A 15,216-nucleotide genomic window follows, 5' to 3' on the forward strand; every position below is an offset into this window, starting at 1 on the left:
TATGTCTAAAATTTGATTTCTAAAGTAGCGTAATAGCTTCGAGGTGCAGCAGGAATAATTCCTGGTCCTGGATACCCTGTAGCTCTACGAGTAAAATAGCTATTGTCTAACAAATTATTTACACCTGCTTCTAATTTAAAGTTTTTGCTAAACTTATAAGAGGTCGTTAAATCTAGAATGTCATAACCAGGAATAGCTCCAAAAGTATTGAATGAATTGTCAGGATCATACGGAGTATTGGAAGCATCCGTAAATTGTTCATCAACAAAAGAATATTGTAATCCAACCAAAGCATTTTTCCAACCTAAATGAATTCCCGTTTTTAAATTGTAAAAAGGGATAAATTCAACCTGATTACCTTTCACCCCACTAACTTCTGATTCAATATATTCAGAGCTAGTCAAAGACAAATTATTATAAATATCTAAAGTTAGGTGTTTATTGTTTTTAAAAAAGGTTTCTTTGAGGTTCCATTGTAACAGAGATTCAAACCCAACAATATTTGCTTTACCAATGTTGGTTCTTACAAATTGAGCTCTGTTATCAATAGCTTGCCCTATTCTGTTGTCGTATAACAAGGTAAAAACGTTAAGATCATAAGAAAACGCTTTTTTGAGTTTACCTCTAATCCCTACATCAAAAGTATAACCTTCTTCGTCTGCAATATTTTCATCAATCTTAAAAGTAGGATTAACCGTTCTAATATCTGAAAATGTAACGGAACGATAGTTCTGAGAAAAATTGGCATAAGATTCTAAATAGCCATTAGGTTTATAGCTCAAGCCCAAACCTAACAAAACAAAATTTCTTGTTAGGGAATTGTTATCGGGTATGTTTTTGTTTATTGAGGCATTGTAAAATGTACCTTCGGCTTTTGTTGTGATGTGTTCAAATCTAAAACCAGGAGTTACGCTGAATTTGTCGGTTATGTTAAAGATGTTTTCTCCAAATATAGAAGTGTTAAAATTTGGAAAATCAAAATTATTTTGATTAGGAAATTGGGCAGATTCTATAAAATTAAAATCGGCATCCGTACCCGTACTACCAGCACCCTGCCTAGCATCATTGTCAGATTTGTATGTTTTTAGACCCAATAATAAATAAGAGTCTTGTCCTCCTATTTGATAATTTGACAAAAAACGAGTTTCTGTCCCCCAGTTTTTAAAATTATTTACAATAAGATCTCTTGGGTCCACAAAATTACCGTCCTCATCTATGGCATCTCCGTTGATTAGAAAAATATTGGGATTTTCTGCACGAACATCCCCTCTAAATCCTATAGCATTTCTAGAAGCATTTAAGGCAAATACACTAAATGTAATTTTATTGTTTGCATTGAATTCGTGATTAAATTTTAAGTTGAATAAATTCCAATTCACATCAAACCAGTTTCTGGTTAAATAACTCTGTGTAGGATCTTCTAAAAACTGAACATCTGACAGTCCACCTGGCTGATGAGCCAGATAATCTAAAAGCGTATATTCAAATTCTACATGGGTTTTTTCACTAAATTGGTAGCCTAAATGAATAAAGAAGTTGTTTGATTCATATTCGGAATTAGGTCTAAATCCATCCCCTTTCTTAAAATTGTAATACGTGTAGTAGGAAAACTTGCCTTTGGTACCACTTAACGAAGTAAAGTTAGTATATGTATTAAAAGAAGAGACCGTATTTCTTGTGGTAAATTCAATGGGACTGTAGCTTGGTTTGTGGGTGATAAAATTAATCAATCCTCCAAACTGAGTTCCGTATTGTAACGAGGCTGCCCCTCTTATTACTTGTATTTTTTCTAAAGATTCGGACGGTGGTGTGTAGTAACTTTCTGGGTAACCTAAAACGTCCGCGCTAATGTCGTAATCATTTTGACGAGTATTAAAGTTAGAAGTCCTATTTGGATCCAATCCTCTACCTCCAATATTAAGCTGTAAACCTCCATCGTTAGAATCGTAAATATTTAAACCAGCAACTTTGGAAAAAATTTGACGTGCATTGTTTGATGATTTGTTTCCATCAACCAAATCCAAATTAATTACTTCGGATTTTTTTCCTTCGTAAATATGGGTTCCTTCTACGGGTTTTAGAGCTGTCAAAGCGTAAATTTCTTTTTTCTTTGCTCTTAAAACAACTTCAGATAGTTTTTCTGTAGCCGAATTCAAATAGATTTTTAAAGTAATATTATTTTCAATTAGAAATTCTCTTTCTAATATTTTATATTCAGGATGTATAAAATAGATATATTGTTTTGATGAGTTTACTGCTGTAGTAAGCAGTCCCTTTTTATCGGTAAGCCCTAGTATTCTCCCCTTTTTTGTAATTATTTGAACTTCTGATACGGGTAAAAGGGTCTCTTGATCTAAAACTTCAAAACTCACATTTTGTGCATATGCCCAGTTTAACGTGCAACAAAAGCACATTAGTAATTTAATAACCTTTAATTTCATCTCCTAATGGTAATATCCATTCTTTATTTTTAAAACTTTCTTTCTGTCTATATAAATCTGTTTTAGGATTTATAAATTCTTTATGCAATCTTCCGTTTAAGGTTACATGACTTTCTGCAAAAATTTGGATATTTTGATGTCCTTGACTTTTAAAATGATCTCCCAAATAATGTGCATATTCCAAAATAAAATCTGGTTGTGAGCTCATTTGTTTTTGTTGAAAAGAAGTTAAAAAGTCACTATTATCAACATAAAACTGTTTACCAGTTACACTATCTCTTACAGTAAAGTTAGTATCTCCTAATTTTTCAATTAACATTACTCGCCAAGAAAATCTAAATCCTTGTTCGTGCCAAAACAGTTCTCCAGGATAAAGTTTGCTTCTAAAAGGCAAAATTAATTGAATTATTATAAATAGACTAATTATAAATAATTTATTTCTGTGAAGCTTTAAGCTAGACTTCACAACTATTACACGATTTTTCTTTGCATCAATTTTCAAAATCTTGCTGATGAATGATTTGTAATAGTTAATAAATTTCAGATGTAATGGAGCTTCAAAGAAAATGAGTGTTGCTACAATCATTACGTAAGGAAACATACCAATATTAAATAGTATTCTTGTAAAGACGTGGAATATGACCACTAAAGAAAAAGCATAAGGCCTTGTTTTTCGCATACATAGCAAAAAAGGAATACTTAAATCATATAATGCTCCACTCCAGCTCATTAAATAATGAAACCAATTTTGACTCATTAGAGGGCCAATCAAAAACAAATCAGTTTTAGTAGAGAGCCAAATTTTTAGAGGCATGGCTTTTAATAGCCAGTCAGAATTTAATTTGGCTAAGCCAGCATAAAAATAAACAATGCCTAAAAGTATTTTGATAGTATCCACAGTCCATTGAGGTACTTTATTATATTTTTCTCGCTTTCTGATGTTGTCTAAAGAAAAAGTAGCATTTAGAGGTAAAAAAATAAGCACAAAGCTTAATAAGCTAATAAAATAATAATGGTTTAAATAAGTTGTTTTATCAATCAATTCAATATAAGTAAAAGATAAAAAAAACATCAACATAGATAACTTATAACGGTACCCTAAGATAATACCTACACATGCCGTAATGGCAATGTAGAAGAGTAAATAGGTATATACTCCCCAAGTTTTTACCCACTGAAATCCATAGTATTTAAAGTGAAACTTAGGGGTGACGTAAAATTCTTCTACCCATCCCATATTGATAAATCGAACGAGTCCAATAATGCTTAATATTCCAAATAAAATACGAAAAGAAGCTAGTATACTAGCTTCTTTCTCAGTGTGAATGTATTTATAAACGCTATTAATCATTAGCTTTTAATTAAATTTAATCTCCGTCGCTATCAACAGTGTCTACAGCAATATTGGTAGCAGAAAGTGTATTGACCTTTAATAGTAACACATATTCCTGTATTGTGTTAAATGTTGTTAAAAATGTATTTACTCCTACCGGCCCTGATTTGATTTGCGAAACAAAATCATTTTCTAGATTGGTATTTTGTTCAGAAATAGCATCAAGCTGCTCTTTAATAATGTCGTTTAGCAGTACATCTTTTCCCATAGGAATCGTATTCAATTCTATTAAGTAGTCATCAATTCCAATACCTTCCGTACCATCAGTATAACTATTTCCAAAGTAGACATTTTGAACAGCTTTAAAGGCCTCTAAATAAAACAACTTGGAGTTCTCGGAACTGTAAAAGGATTCTACAGCACTTGGATTAACTACACCATCTCTTTTACCTGAGGGAGTTGCTATTTTAGCTTCTCTAAAAGCTCTTTCTACATATACTATATAATCGTTTATCATTTTATTTAGTGAAGAACCTGCCGAAGAACCTCCGTCTGCTGCAATACTTGCACCATCTTTAATCCAAAAAGCTTGTACATCGTTTGTTAGGGATATCATGCGGTCTATTACCTTTTCTAAATAATTCAAATGATGGGACTTTTCCGTATTTTCAGGTTTTGCTGTAAAAAGTGCTAGTATAGAAGCATCGGTGTCTGCTAAACCATTTAACAAATAATCTAAGGCAGGTAATCCTTGTTCATCTGCTCTTTGAGTTAGCAGGAAATTAACATCTTTACCAGATTGTAAATTGGTTTTAATAGTATCATCATCTTCTATTGAATTATTTACACTAGTTTCAAAATCTACAGGAAAGGAATTCATGAACAAACGATAGTTTAATTCCTCTGCTTTTCTAAATTCAAAAACAGCCACATGCTGCCACACTTTTTGAACCGCTATTGTTTTTTCTCTCAAGTCTTGCAAACCACTAATGGATGGGTTCGCACTAAAGTTGTTTTGAGAAGTTTTTAATTCGGTTAGCTTTGCACTCAAATCTTCAAATGAAGGAATAATAATATTGTTTACCCATGTATTCAACAATGTAGTTCTATTAAAGTTATCCACAGGTCCACTTTCAGAATCATTATTACAAGAAACAAATAAGGTGGTTATCAGTACTAATAATAGGGTTAAATTCTTCATTTTTTATTTTAATTTATTCTAATTAAGCGCAAATATACTTCTAAAAAAGGATTGACACAAAGTCAATCCTTCAAAAATTTTATCTAATATTTAAACTAGTTTGCAGCCTGTGCTACAGTAAAATTAAATTTCGCAGCAATAGCCTCAGAGAGTTCGTCTAACTTTTTAGGAGTAATATCCCAGAATCCGTTACCAGCTTCTAAACCGTTGATAAATCCGTCAACTTCAGTTTGTGTAAAATAAGGTTCTCCTGTCTCTGGGTTATGTGTGAATCGTAAAGAGTAGATAAACCCATATCCTTCGGATAAGTCGTGAAATGATTGTACTCGTACATCCAACTTAGATTTTCCTTGTTGTAGATAATACACAGATCTAATTGCAATTACTTTGGAGATTTGAAAACGTAAAACCTCAATAGCTTGGTCTCTAACTTCATAATTTTTAGCAACAATTGCTGCTCTACCAATAATAAAGGCCTTTTTTATGGTATTTAAGGTTCCTTTAAAATCATCATCACTCTCTACTCTTCCGATGTATTTTTGTAAAAGTTCGTCTTCTACTAATTCCACACCAAATACGTAACCATAAGCTTCATCCCAATGATGCTCCATAGTTGTGTAGTTTTTGTCAACTACTAATTCATTAGCATCGTTTGCAATTCTAAAAGAGTTAGATTCATCAAATTTATCTTCGTCTAACCTATCAAAATAATGATTCAGAGCTTGGTCTGATGCCAAGGCACCAGCCAAACCTTTTATAAACGCTTGATTGTATTCTAATCCATCTCCATTTACAAATCTCTTCCCATCTGCCAAACCTGCATTTCCTGCAGAGGCAACTATAGCAACGTTAGGAAAAACATCATTTACATATTTAGATAAATAAGCATCAAATTCTTGCTTAATAGCATCTGAGTTATTTGATACTCCATTATTAAATAACCCTAAAGAATTTGCTGTTTTATTACGTATTTTTTTTCCGTTAGCCAAACTTGCATTAGCAAATCCGATACCTTTATTAAACTGGTCTTGTAGACTGTTTAGAGTGGTCTCAGAACTCTTTAACGCTTCTGCAATTTCTCGAACTTGTAGTAATCGTGTTGTTTGACCACTAAAGCTTACTGATGATTCATTATTCCTTGAAAACTCGTAAGAAGTAGGAACCGTTAATCCATTAGTGTCGATATCACTTAATTCTAAAGATATGCTATTATTAGTGTCGTTATTATTAGTATCGTCGTCGCTAGAACACGAGGTAAACAGGGCTGTTGCAGCTAGCAATGTAGTAAATGTTGTTTTATTGATTTTCATTTTAATTTATTTAGACTTGTTACAGTTAATTTGATTTAATACTGCAAATATACAGACCAATTCTAAATAAACAAACCTTATTTTAATTTATTATAAATAAATTTACGAAAACGTTTTCGGATTTAGAACACTTGTAAGGCTACATTATAAGCACTCTCAAATCTCAAGGAATTCACTCCAGTTAAGGCCTTTTGCTCAGTAAAGAAAGACAACATTTTTTCCGTGGGCATATTTCCAGTTAAAGCGTTTGTCGCCATAGGACAGCCTCCGTAGCCCTTAATAGCACCATCAAATCTCTTACAACCGTTAAGATAAGCTGCTTCTAATTTTTGATGCCATCGACTGGGAGTTGTATGTAAGTGTGCTCCAAATTCAACTTTAGGATATAACGGAATTAAATTTTTAAACAAATATTCAATAGAATCTGGAGTTGAAGTTCCGACAGTATCCGAGAGTGATAATATTTGAACTCCAGCTTGATATAATTTTTCTACCCAATCCCCTACAATATCAACGTTCCAAGGGTCTCCATAAGGATTTCCGAAGCCCATAGATAAATAGGTAACCACTTGCTTATTATGTTTGGAAGCTAAGTTGATAATTTTCTGTAGCTCTAAAAAACTCTCTTTAATGGTTTTGTTGGTATTTCTTACTTGAAATATTTCTGATATTGAAAATGGATATCCTAAATAATTAATTTCATCAAACCTGCAAGCATCCTCAGCCCCTCTAGAGTTGGCTACTATAGCTAAAAGTTTACTGCTAGTTGCGTCTAAATTTAATTTAGATAAAACATCTGCGGTGTCTCTCATTTGAGGGATGGCTTTCGGAGAAACAAAACTACCAAAATCAACAGTATCAAAACCACAACTTAAAATAGCATTGATATATTTTGCTTTGAGATGTGTTGGAATAAAATCTTTAATCCCTTGCATGGCATCTCTAGGACATTCAATTAGTTTTATTTTTTCTGGATTTCCCATAATTTCAAATATACTAAACCACAACAATTGAGTATAGGTTATAAGCAGTATATTTTTTACAAATACTAAACTCAGACATGACTTTTGAAATTAATTTAAATAGATTTCTATTGGTTAAATATTAATGAATGGTGTAATTTTGTTACATGATATTAAAAGATACTATTGTTGCTTTGGCTACAGCCTCTGGTGTGGGAGCTATTGCTATTATTCGTTTGTCTGGTCCCGATGCTATTAAAATTGCAGAGGATTGCTTTGTTTCTGTTAAAGAAAATAAGTCTTTGTTGTTGCAAAAATCTCATACACTACATTTAGGACATTTTATTGATGATAAAAGAACGATAGATCAGGTTTTAATATCTGTTTTTAAAAATCCTCATTCCTATACAGGAGAAGATACTATAGAAATTTCTTGTCATGGATCTGTGTACATTCAACAAGAAATTATACAGGTTTTATTGCAAAAAGGAGCCCGAATGGCTGATGCTGGTGAATTTACGCTTAGAGCTTTTATCAACGGAAAATTGGATTTATCACAGGCAGAAGCTGTTGCCGATTTAATCTCTTCAGATTCTGAAGCTTCTCACCAAGTAGCCATGCAACAAATGCGTGGTGGTTTTTCTAACGAAATTCAAAATCTTAGAGATCAACTAATCAATTTTGCTTCGTTAATTACTTTAGAATTAGATTTTGCTGAAGAGGACGTAGAATTTGCAGATAGAACAGAATTTAAAAACCTAGTGGCTAAAATACAAGTGGTTCTAAAACGGTTGATAGACTCTTTTGCTGTGGGTAATGTGATTAAAAACGGAATACCTGTGGCCATTGTGGGAGAGCCCAATGTTGGTAAATCCACCTTGCTAAATGCCTTGTTAAACGAGGAGCGTGCCATTGTATCGGACATTGCGGGAACTACGAGAGATGCCATAGAAGACGAAATTATTATTGATGGAGTCGCTTATCGATTTATTGATACTGCTGGGATTAGAGAAACTAAAGATGTAGTTGAAAATATTGGAATTCAAAAAACTTTTGAAAAAATTTCGCAAGCACAGGTAGTTATTTATTTGTTTGATGTTAAAGAGTACTCGGTACAAAGTACTAAGTACAAAGTTGAATTGGAGTCTATAAAAAACAAGTTTCCACAAAAACAACTTATTATTATAGCTAATAAAGTAGATCAGATTTCTGATGAATTAGTACAGCAGTTAAAGATGGATATTCCTGGAATTATTCCTATTTCTGCAAAATCTAAGCAAGGTATTGGAGCCTTAACCAATGCCCTGACTAAATTGGTAAATATTGGTGCATTAAATAACAATGAAACGATTGTAACCAACTCACGCCACTATGATGCTTTGTTAAAAGCATTAAATGAAATTGACAAAGTTGATGCGGGTTTACGACAGGGACTTTCAGGAGATTTGTTGGATATTGATATTAAGGAAGCTCTTTATTATTTCGGACTCATTACTGGTGAAGTTACCACCGATGATCTCTTATCGAATGTGTTTGCAAATTTCTGTATTGGGAAATAAGTCCTTTAAACAAAAATCAACCAAACTGGTAAAAAACGAAACAAAGCCTCTATTTAATTAATAACTAACAAAACTAAGATTCTTTTAATATTGTTTTGTTAGTGTTTTATTTCAATTGTACTTGTCCCCTGTATCGTCCCTTTTTGTATATTTACATTAATTAGTATTCTAATGTAGGAAATAATGCAACAATTTGCTACAATTAAGAGTGCTCAGCTAAATATTGAAACAATTAAGGTCTTATGAGTTCAAATATTAGAATTCAAAAAAAATGTCAACACTGTAAGAGTGAATTTACAGCAAAAACGACTGTTACTAAATACTGTTCTCTTCAATGTTCTAGAAAAGCCTACAAGCTAAGGATGAGGAATCAAAAAATTGAAGAAGCTCATAAAGAAACTCAGTCAACAATAACACAAGAAGTGAGCTTGTTTAAAACTAAAGAGTATCTGACTGTTAAAGAGACTTCTACTCTGCTGGGTTGTTCTAAGTGGACTATATATAGATTAATTGAATCAAAACGTTTAAAATCATTTAATCTAGGTATTCAGAAAACTATGATTAGACGTATAGATATTGATGAACTTTTCCAAATCAAAAAGGAAACACGTCTCCCTGAAGATATTGATATCAAAGATTGTTATTTCGTCAACCAAATTTTAGACATTTATAATGTTAGTGAAAAAGCTCTTTATTCAATGATTAAAAGGAATCAGATTCCAAAAATTAAAAAAGGAAAGTACACATATGTACCAAAAAAAGAAATCGACAATCTATTAAGTTAAACTTATGCCAAAAGTCAAATTAAGACATAAACCACTTAAAAATGGGAAAAGTGGTCTTTACTTAGATTATACAATTAACGGTAAAAGAACTAAGGAATATCTTAAACTACATGTTATTGATAAACCCAAGAAGCCACTTGAAAAAATTGACAAGAAAAACACACTCAATATTGCGGAACAATTAAGGTCTAAAAGAGAAAATGAACTCCTAAAACCAGAGGTTTATAATGAATTTGAAAAGGAAAGAATAGAAAAAACTAAAAAAGGAGAAAAGTGTTTTATACAATATTATCATGAGCTCTCCGAAAAGCGTGAGGGATCTAATTATGGGAATTGGTTAGCTACTATCTATTATTTAAAACACTACTTTGGAAATAGTATAAGCTTTAAAAATTTAAACGTTGCCCTCTGTGAGGGGTATAAAGAATATTTACTTTCAGCAAAATCAAAAAATAATTCAAATAAAGAAATCTCTATAAACACAGCTTCTAGTTATTTCAATAAATTCAAACATGTATTAAAGCAAGCTTATAAAGAAGACATTCTTGAAAAAGACCTCAACAAAAAAATTACAGGTATTAAAGAAGAAGAGGTCATAAAAGAGTTTTTGACTTTAAATGAGGTTAATAATCTTATTGAGAATGAGAGTATTGAACCTGATATTAAACGAATGTGCCTTATATCAGTACTTACAGGAGTCAGATATGTAGATATGAATTCAATGAAATGGGAACACTTGAAATATAATAAAGATACAGACGTGCATAGTCTTCAATTTATTCAAGACAAAACAGGAGTCCCTTTAGAAATACCTATATCTAAACAATGTCTCACTCTATTAGGAAAACCTAAAGAACCCAATGATTTGATTTTTGAAGGAAAAATTAAATATAGTAATCATCTAAACGAAAAAATACAGCGTTGGGTAAACAGCTCTGGCATCAACAAAAAAATAACCTACCATTGCTTTAGACATACTTATGCTGTACTTCAACTTTCTAACGGTACAGGTATTTTTACTGTTATGAAAATGATGGGGCACACTAGTATAAATACAACTTTACGCTATGCTAAATTAGTAGATGAAAAAAAGGTAGAAACAACGAATAAAATTATATTAAGTATTTAATTATGAGGGACTTCAAAAAACCAAGGTTTGAAAAAGATGATAAATATGTAGTTCAGGGCTCTCTACACAGTCGTAGAAATCTTAATATAGAGTTCCTTATAAAAAAATATGATTATAAATTTCAACACATTAAAGATAGAGCAGATGTTTTTCCATACTGTTGTGAATATCATGAATCACTTTCTGCTAAAGAAGTAATACAAAGAGACAGTTTTAAAAATTATGGAACTACTGTAATCAAATGGATTTATTATTGTTTTAATGATATCTCAAATTTATATAGAAATGATAAAAACAATTTTAAAAAACAAATAAAAGTAGCGATATCATCGTATATTGAAAAATTTGGATTTTTTCCAAATTCAAGTCCATTCTTATTGAATGAGTTTATTACATCATTAAATGTAATTATTCAGGATAGTAATATGATGGATTTTACTAGTAAAAGAGATATAGAATACTATTTAGAAGAACTAATCCTAAAAGTAAATCACAATTCTAGCATCCAAAAAAAATACCTCTATTCAAACTTTTCTTATGAAAAATTTATTAGTAAAGATTGTACAACCATAGAAAAACAATTTAAACTAGGTAATAAGGAAATTAATTCTAATCAAAGCCTTTTTAGCTGTAGCTCAGAAATTTCAAATTCTTTTTTAATAATCTTTCAAGATTATTTTGATACAGAAGACCAAATTGAACTAAAAGAACTTATAAATGGAAAAAAGATAAACAAAAAATTGAGATTCAAAAATAACGGAAACAAGCTGCTCGATTCTTTTAAAAAACTTTACATAAATAATTTGTTATGCTTTTCTACTAAAAAAGATTTGATAACATGGGTGATTGATAATTTTATGTTTTTGAAAAATGGAAAAACATCTACTGAATTCACTTATAAAAATGCAGAAGACCAAATCAGTTCAAAAATTAACTTCCGCAAAAATCCTATAATTGATATAATAAAAGAAAATAACACAATATTAATAACAAAATATACGGGTTAAATACGGGTAGTCCCCCCCCTATTGTAACCCTTTAATATACGAACTCATATTTGCTGTAAAATTAATAAAAACAGTAATTATGACTAAACTTAAAATCGAAGACTTGCCCGAAGCAGTGGCTTCTCTAACCAACAAAATTGTTCAACTTCAAAAAACTGTAAATACAACAGTATTAACTCAACCTAGAATAGATAGATATCCTATAGGGATTAATGAAGCTTCTAAATTTTTAGGGCTTACTAAAAACACCATTTATCAATATTGTAATAGAAATGAAATTCCTCATTATAAATTAGGTAAAAAATTATTCTTCTTTAGGATTGAACTTATAGATTTAATAAAAAAGCATAAAATTTTAACTAAATCAGAAGTGACTGAATCTATAAAATAATAACAACACACCTTCATATTAGAAGTTCTGAGTAATTCAAGTCATTTAATATAATTTGACCTAGTTTGTTAGTTTATCTATTCTTCCTACTAGTTAAGAAAACTTCCCTTTATAAAGTTCGTACAAAATTCGCAGCAATTACAACGACTAGAAAGCGAATTTCGTCCAAAGCCTAAAACACTTAAGAAATGAGAAGTGAAATTTGATATTTATTAAAATAAACTCAGGTAAAATAATTAATAAACATATCACTTCTCATTTTGTTCTAGGGAAATTAATTCCAAATAATACCTGTTAAGATTAAATTTAAAAACTTAGTTATCGCCATAACTCAAAAAAAAGAAAAAATAAAACAAAGAGAACTAAAAAAAAAATATCCCAGGCGGGTATTTCCTCCCCCAACTCCAAAAGAAATAAATAAAAGTTTTGAGTTTGAAAAGAAAAAATTAAAACTTCTACTTCATCAATTAAATTCTAACGATTCTACACTGTACATCGATGAAACTATTCCTAAACGAAATAATATGGGTTCAAGAAAAATATATAAGCCAGTATATAAACTGAAATTCGTACAGAGGGTTATTTTAGATGAAATTCTTTCAGCTATTGAACTGCCTAATTATTTTTTTGGAGGAATTAAAAAAAGAGATTTTGTAAAAAACGCAAAATATCATTCGTACAATTCTAACTTTCTTTTACTAGACTTTAAAAACTTTTTTAATACCATTAATTATAGAATGATTTATTTCGCTTTAATAAAAGAAAACATCCCTGATAAAACAGCTAAATTAATAACACGTATTTGTACTAAAAAAGGTTATTTAATACAAGGTAGCCCTACCTCATCATTTTTGTCTGCATTAGTATTAAAACATGAGTTTAAATCTACTTTTAAACTGCTACAAAAAGAAAAATTTGTTATATCTGTATATGTTGACGATATAACTATTTCTAGCGATACTAACTTTAAAAACAAGCAAAGATATATACTAAGGATGTTCAAACATAAATACATAAAAATAAATCCTGCAAAAACAGAATACAGACGAAACGACTGTGAAATTACTGGTGTGCTTCTTAGAAATAAAAAACTGTACCCAGGTAATAACTTAAATCATAGCTTAAGATATTTTAAATCTGTAGATAGTTATATAGGTTGCTATTGTATAAAAGAATATATCGAGAAAATATCTAATGGTATTTTGTACCAAAATTAAAATACAATACATTTACATTAAAAATATAAAACATACCCTTAGGGGTCTTGCACATACGTACTAGAAATAGTCTCAGTTTAGGAAAATCGCCAATTTTTTAAAACAAAGTGAGATGGATTCAAAAAGTACGCCTGTAAAGGCGTGCCTTTTCCGTTACTTTGTTTGGGCTTTGGCGAGCCTTCCTCTACTAACGTGATATTGGCACGTTATTTTTTGTTCGTATCCGTGTTGAGGTTTATTAATCAACTAAAAATAAATAAATGGAACAAAAAAACTTAAATCAGAAAAAATGGTACGATAAAAATAGTTTACTTATTCTATCTCTGTTATTCTTTTATCCAATAGGTCTTTATGGTATTTTAAAACGAAAAACTTCAATAACTAAAAAAGTAATAGCTGGGCTTCCTGCTATTTTCTTTTTAATTATAATAATTACATATTCTTTAACTGATTATTACAAAGCAGGAATTGAAAATTTCGAGAAAAAAGAATACGTAAAAGCTATCCATAATTTTGAACTTGTTACTCCATCAAATAAAAACTACAAAGACTCTAGGGTTAAAATGAGGCAAATCAATAAGATTTTTTTAAAGCAAAAAAAACTTAAAGCAAAAAAAATGGATAGTATTGAAAAAATAAATCTTGATTTAACAAAAAAAAAAATTATCCGATTAAAAGCTTTTCAAAAAAAATGGGCTGATAGTGTCGTTAAGTCTTTTGAAGGTTTGTTTATTCTTAAATCAAGTATTGAATCTAATTCAATCAAATTTACATTTAGTAAACAAGCTACAAAAGCATTTATAGCCAATGTAAATACATGGCAACCCATGTTAAAAAAATCTTATCAAAAAGGACTGAAAAAACACAACAGTGTTACAGATTTAGAAACTACAATAAATTTCATACCGCATCCTTTATTGGCTAAAAATCATATTAAATCCGAATGGAAAAGACCAACATTTAAAAACTATGGAACTAAAATCTATTCGGGAAATAGATACGACAAACAATACTTAGGAACTATTTCTTGTAAATATAAATCTAATCCAAATGATTATTATGTGAAAATAGTTAATTCTAAAGGTCATTCATACGAATTAACTAGATATGAATTTTTAGAACAATGTTGGGTAAAAGTATCTGATGAAAAAACTACCATAGGTAATGAATTAGGCTATTGTGTATATTGATTTTTCAAAAAATGCTAAAAATCAGGCTGATGAGTACTTCTCTCCTAGTTGCTACTCTTAAATATATTTATATTTTAATGGTGGGGGTAACCTGTACCCATTTATAAAGCGGAAACACTAATAAATAAAAGACTTTCTGGATTTAACTGGAAAGTCTTTTGTATTTAAATAGAATAAGCCTTAAAAGCGTTAATTTGTGGCTGTACCCTTTTATTTATTTTTTATTAAACTTGCTATATCTTCTTTACTTTCAGAAGGTAGAAGAGTTAATAACTGTCTTAATTCAGTTGCTTTTTTATGTTGAGGTAAGTGATTAAAATAGAATTTACATTTTTCAAAATGTTCCTTCATACTATTATAAAGTAAATGTCTTGTCTCTTGGGCTATTACATCATTACCTTTTCCCAAAATTTTTGCCATATATTTTGTAAACTGAAATTGCTCATCAGGTGATAGCATCTTAATATTCTTACCTACTCCTTTAAAATGCGGTTTCATTTCTCCTGACAACAGTTCTTTTGCCGTTAAATCCTTTAATTCTTCTGCCGATTTTTTTCTAAAATTTCTTTGGTTCATTTCTTATATTTTTACTGTTAAATAAACTAAGTTATGAACTTGAAACCATAGATAAAAGTTTGAAAATAAAGGTTATACTTATTGTTATCTTAAGTTGTAATATTTAATACTAATT

The 15,216-nt window shown here is 30.3% G+C and carries 13 protein-coding genes; 7 read left to right on the top strand and 6 right to left on the bottom strand.

Features of this window, described 5'->3' with window-relative positions; genetic code table 11:
* Window positions 1–5: 5 nt before the first annotated feature.
* From ACXGQW_RS00295 to ACXGQW_RS00315, 5 genes are all read right to left on the bottom strand, one after another.
* A complete protein-coding gene (locus tag ACXGQW_RS00295; protein WP_457823125.1) occupies window positions 6–2,441 on the bottom strand; it encodes a TonB-dependent receptor family protein in 2,436 nt (811 codons plus the stop codon).
* On the bottom strand, window positions 2,422–3,792 hold the full coding sequence (locus ACXGQW_RS00300; RefSeq protein WP_457823126.1) for an HTTM domain-containing protein: 1,371 nt from the start codon (window positions 3,790–3,792) through the stop codon (window positions 2,422–2,424). The genes ACXGQW_RS00295 and ACXGQW_RS00300 overlap by 20 nt, the downstream gene beginning before the upstream one ends.
* 16 nt (window positions 3,793–3,808) lie before the next feature.
* Complete coding sequence (locus ACXGQW_RS00305; RefSeq protein ID WP_457823127.1) at window positions 3,809–4,975, bottom strand: imelysin family protein; 1,167 nt, start codon at window positions 4,973–4,975, stop codon at window positions 3,809–3,811.
* A gap of 95 nt (window positions 4,976–5,070) precedes the next feature.
* On the bottom strand, window positions 5,071–6,285 hold the full coding sequence (locus ACXGQW_RS00310) for a DUF4856 domain-containing protein (protein WP_457823128.1): 1,215 nt from the start codon (window positions 6,283–6,285) through the stop codon (window positions 5,071–5,073).
* A gap of 122 nt (window positions 6,286–6,407) precedes the next feature.
* Window positions 6,408–7,268, bottom strand: coding sequence for a hydroxymethylglutaryl-CoA lyase (locus ACXGQW_RS00315; protein ID WP_457823129.1), 861 nt, complete (start codon window positions 7,266–7,268; stop codon window positions 6,408–6,410).
* Between the two features lie 146 nt (window positions 7,269–7,414).
* Between ACXGQW_RS00315 and mnmE the strand changes: the two genes are divergently transcribed.
* The 7 genes from mnmE to ACXGQW_RS00350 all read left to right on the top strand — a co-directional run bounded on the left by mnmE (window position 7,415) and on the right by ACXGQW_RS00350 (window position 14,525).
* The gene (gene mnmE / locus ACXGQW_RS00320; protein ID WP_457823130.1) at window positions 7,415–8,806 is read left to right on the top strand and encodes a tRNA uridine-5-carboxymethylaminomethyl(34) synthesis GTPase MnmE; all 1,392 of its coding nucleotides are present in this window, start codon (window positions 7,415–7,417) and stop codon (window positions 8,804–8,806) included.
* Window positions 8,807–9,048: 242 nt separating this feature from the next.
* Window positions 9,049–9,591 carry a helix-turn-helix domain-containing protein gene (locus ACXGQW_RS00325; protein WP_457823131.1) on the top strand — a complete coding sequence of 181 codons (543 nt, stop codon included), beginning with the start codon at window positions 9,049–9,051 and terminating at the stop codon, window positions 9,589–9,591.
* Window positions 9,592–9,595: 4 nt separating this feature from the next.
* Window positions 9,596–10,720: a phage integrase SAM-like domain-containing protein gene (locus ACXGQW_RS00330; protein WP_457823132.1), complete on the top strand. Its 1,125-nt coding sequence runs from the start codon at window positions 9,596–9,598 to the stop codon at window positions 10,718–10,720.
* A gap of 2 nt (window positions 10,721–10,722) precedes the next feature.
* Window positions 10,723–11,727: a hypothetical protein gene (locus ACXGQW_RS00335; protein WP_457823133.1), complete on the top strand. Its 1,005-nt coding sequence runs from the start codon at window positions 10,723–10,725 to the stop codon at window positions 11,725–11,727.
* 79 nt (window positions 11,728–11,806) lie between these two features.
* The gene (locus ACXGQW_RS00340) at window positions 11,807–12,118 is read left to right on the top strand and encodes a helix-turn-helix domain-containing protein (RefSeq protein WP_457823134.1); all 312 of its coding nucleotides are present in this window, start codon (window positions 11,807–11,809) and stop codon (window positions 12,116–12,118) included.
* A gap of 506 nt (window positions 12,119–12,624) precedes the next feature.
* The gene (locus ACXGQW_RS00345; RefSeq protein ID WP_457824202.1) at window positions 12,625–13,335 is read left to right on the top strand and encodes a reverse transcriptase family protein; all 711 of its coding nucleotides are present in this window, start codon (window positions 12,625–12,627) and stop codon (window positions 13,333–13,335) included.
* Window positions 13,336–13,595: 260 nt separating this feature from the next.
* Complete coding sequence (locus tag ACXGQW_RS00350) at window positions 13,596–14,525, top strand: hypothetical protein (protein WP_457823135.1); 930 nt, start codon at window positions 13,596–13,598, stop codon at window positions 14,523–14,525.
* A gap of 210 nt (window positions 14,526–14,735) precedes the next feature.
* Here ACXGQW_RS00350 and ACXGQW_RS00355 read toward each other — a convergent pair whose 3' ends face one another.
* Window positions 14,736–15,101 carry a hypothetical protein gene (locus tag ACXGQW_RS00355; RefSeq protein ID WP_457823136.1) on the bottom strand — a complete coding sequence of 122 codons (366 nt, stop codon included), beginning with the start codon at window positions 15,099–15,101 and terminating at the stop codon, window positions 14,736–14,738.
* Window positions 15,102–15,216 lie beyond the last annotated feature (115 nt).

Source organism: Wenyingzhuangia sp. IMCC45533 (genome assembly GCF_054111225.1).

Coding starts and splice junctions, on each gene's coding strand:
- ACXGQW_RS00305 (WP_457823127.1), bottom strand. CDS start 4,975: ATGAAGAATTTAACCCTATTATTAGTACTGATAACCACCTTATTTGTT.
- ACXGQW_RS00330 (WP_457823132.1), top strand. CDS start 9,596: ATGCCAAAAGTCAAATTAAGACATAAACCACTTAAAAATGGGAAAAGT.
- ACXGQW_RS00295 (WP_457823125.1), bottom strand. CDS start 2,441: ATGAAATTAAAGGTTATTAAATTACTAATGTGCTTTTGTTGCACGTTA.
- ACXGQW_RS00300 (WP_457823126.1), bottom strand. CDS start 3,792: ATGATTAATAGCGTTTATAAATACATTCACACTGAGAAAGAAGCTAGT.
- ACXGQW_RS00325 (WP_457823131.1), top strand. CDS start 9,049: ATGAGTTCAAATATTAGAATTCAAAAAAAATGTCAACACTGTAAGAGT.
- ACXGQW_RS00310 (WP_457823128.1), bottom strand. CDS start 6,285: ATGAAAATCAATAAAACAACATTTACTACATTGCTAGCTGCAACAGCC.
- mnmE (WP_457823130.1), top strand. CDS start 7,415: ATGATATTAAAAGATACTATTGTTGCTTTGGCTACAGCCTCTGGTGTG.
- ACXGQW_RS00340 (WP_457823134.1), top strand. CDS start 11,807: ATGACTAAACTTAAAATCGAAGACTTGCCCGAAGCAGTGGCTTCTCTA.
- ACXGQW_RS00315 (WP_457823129.1), bottom strand. CDS start 7,268: ATGGGAAATCCAGAAAAAATAAAACTAATTGAATGTCCTAGAGATGCC.
- ACXGQW_RS00355 (WP_457823136.1), bottom strand. CDS start 15,101: ATGAACCAAAGAAATTTTAGAAAAAAATCGGCAGAAGAATTAAAGGAT.
- ACXGQW_RS00350 (WP_457823135.1), top strand. CDS start 13,596: ATGGAACAAAAAAACTTAAATCAGAAAAAATGGTACGATAAAAATAGT.
- ACXGQW_RS00335 (WP_457823133.1), top strand. CDS start 10,723: ATGAGGGACTTCAAAAAACCAAGGTTTGAAAAAGATGATAAATATGTA.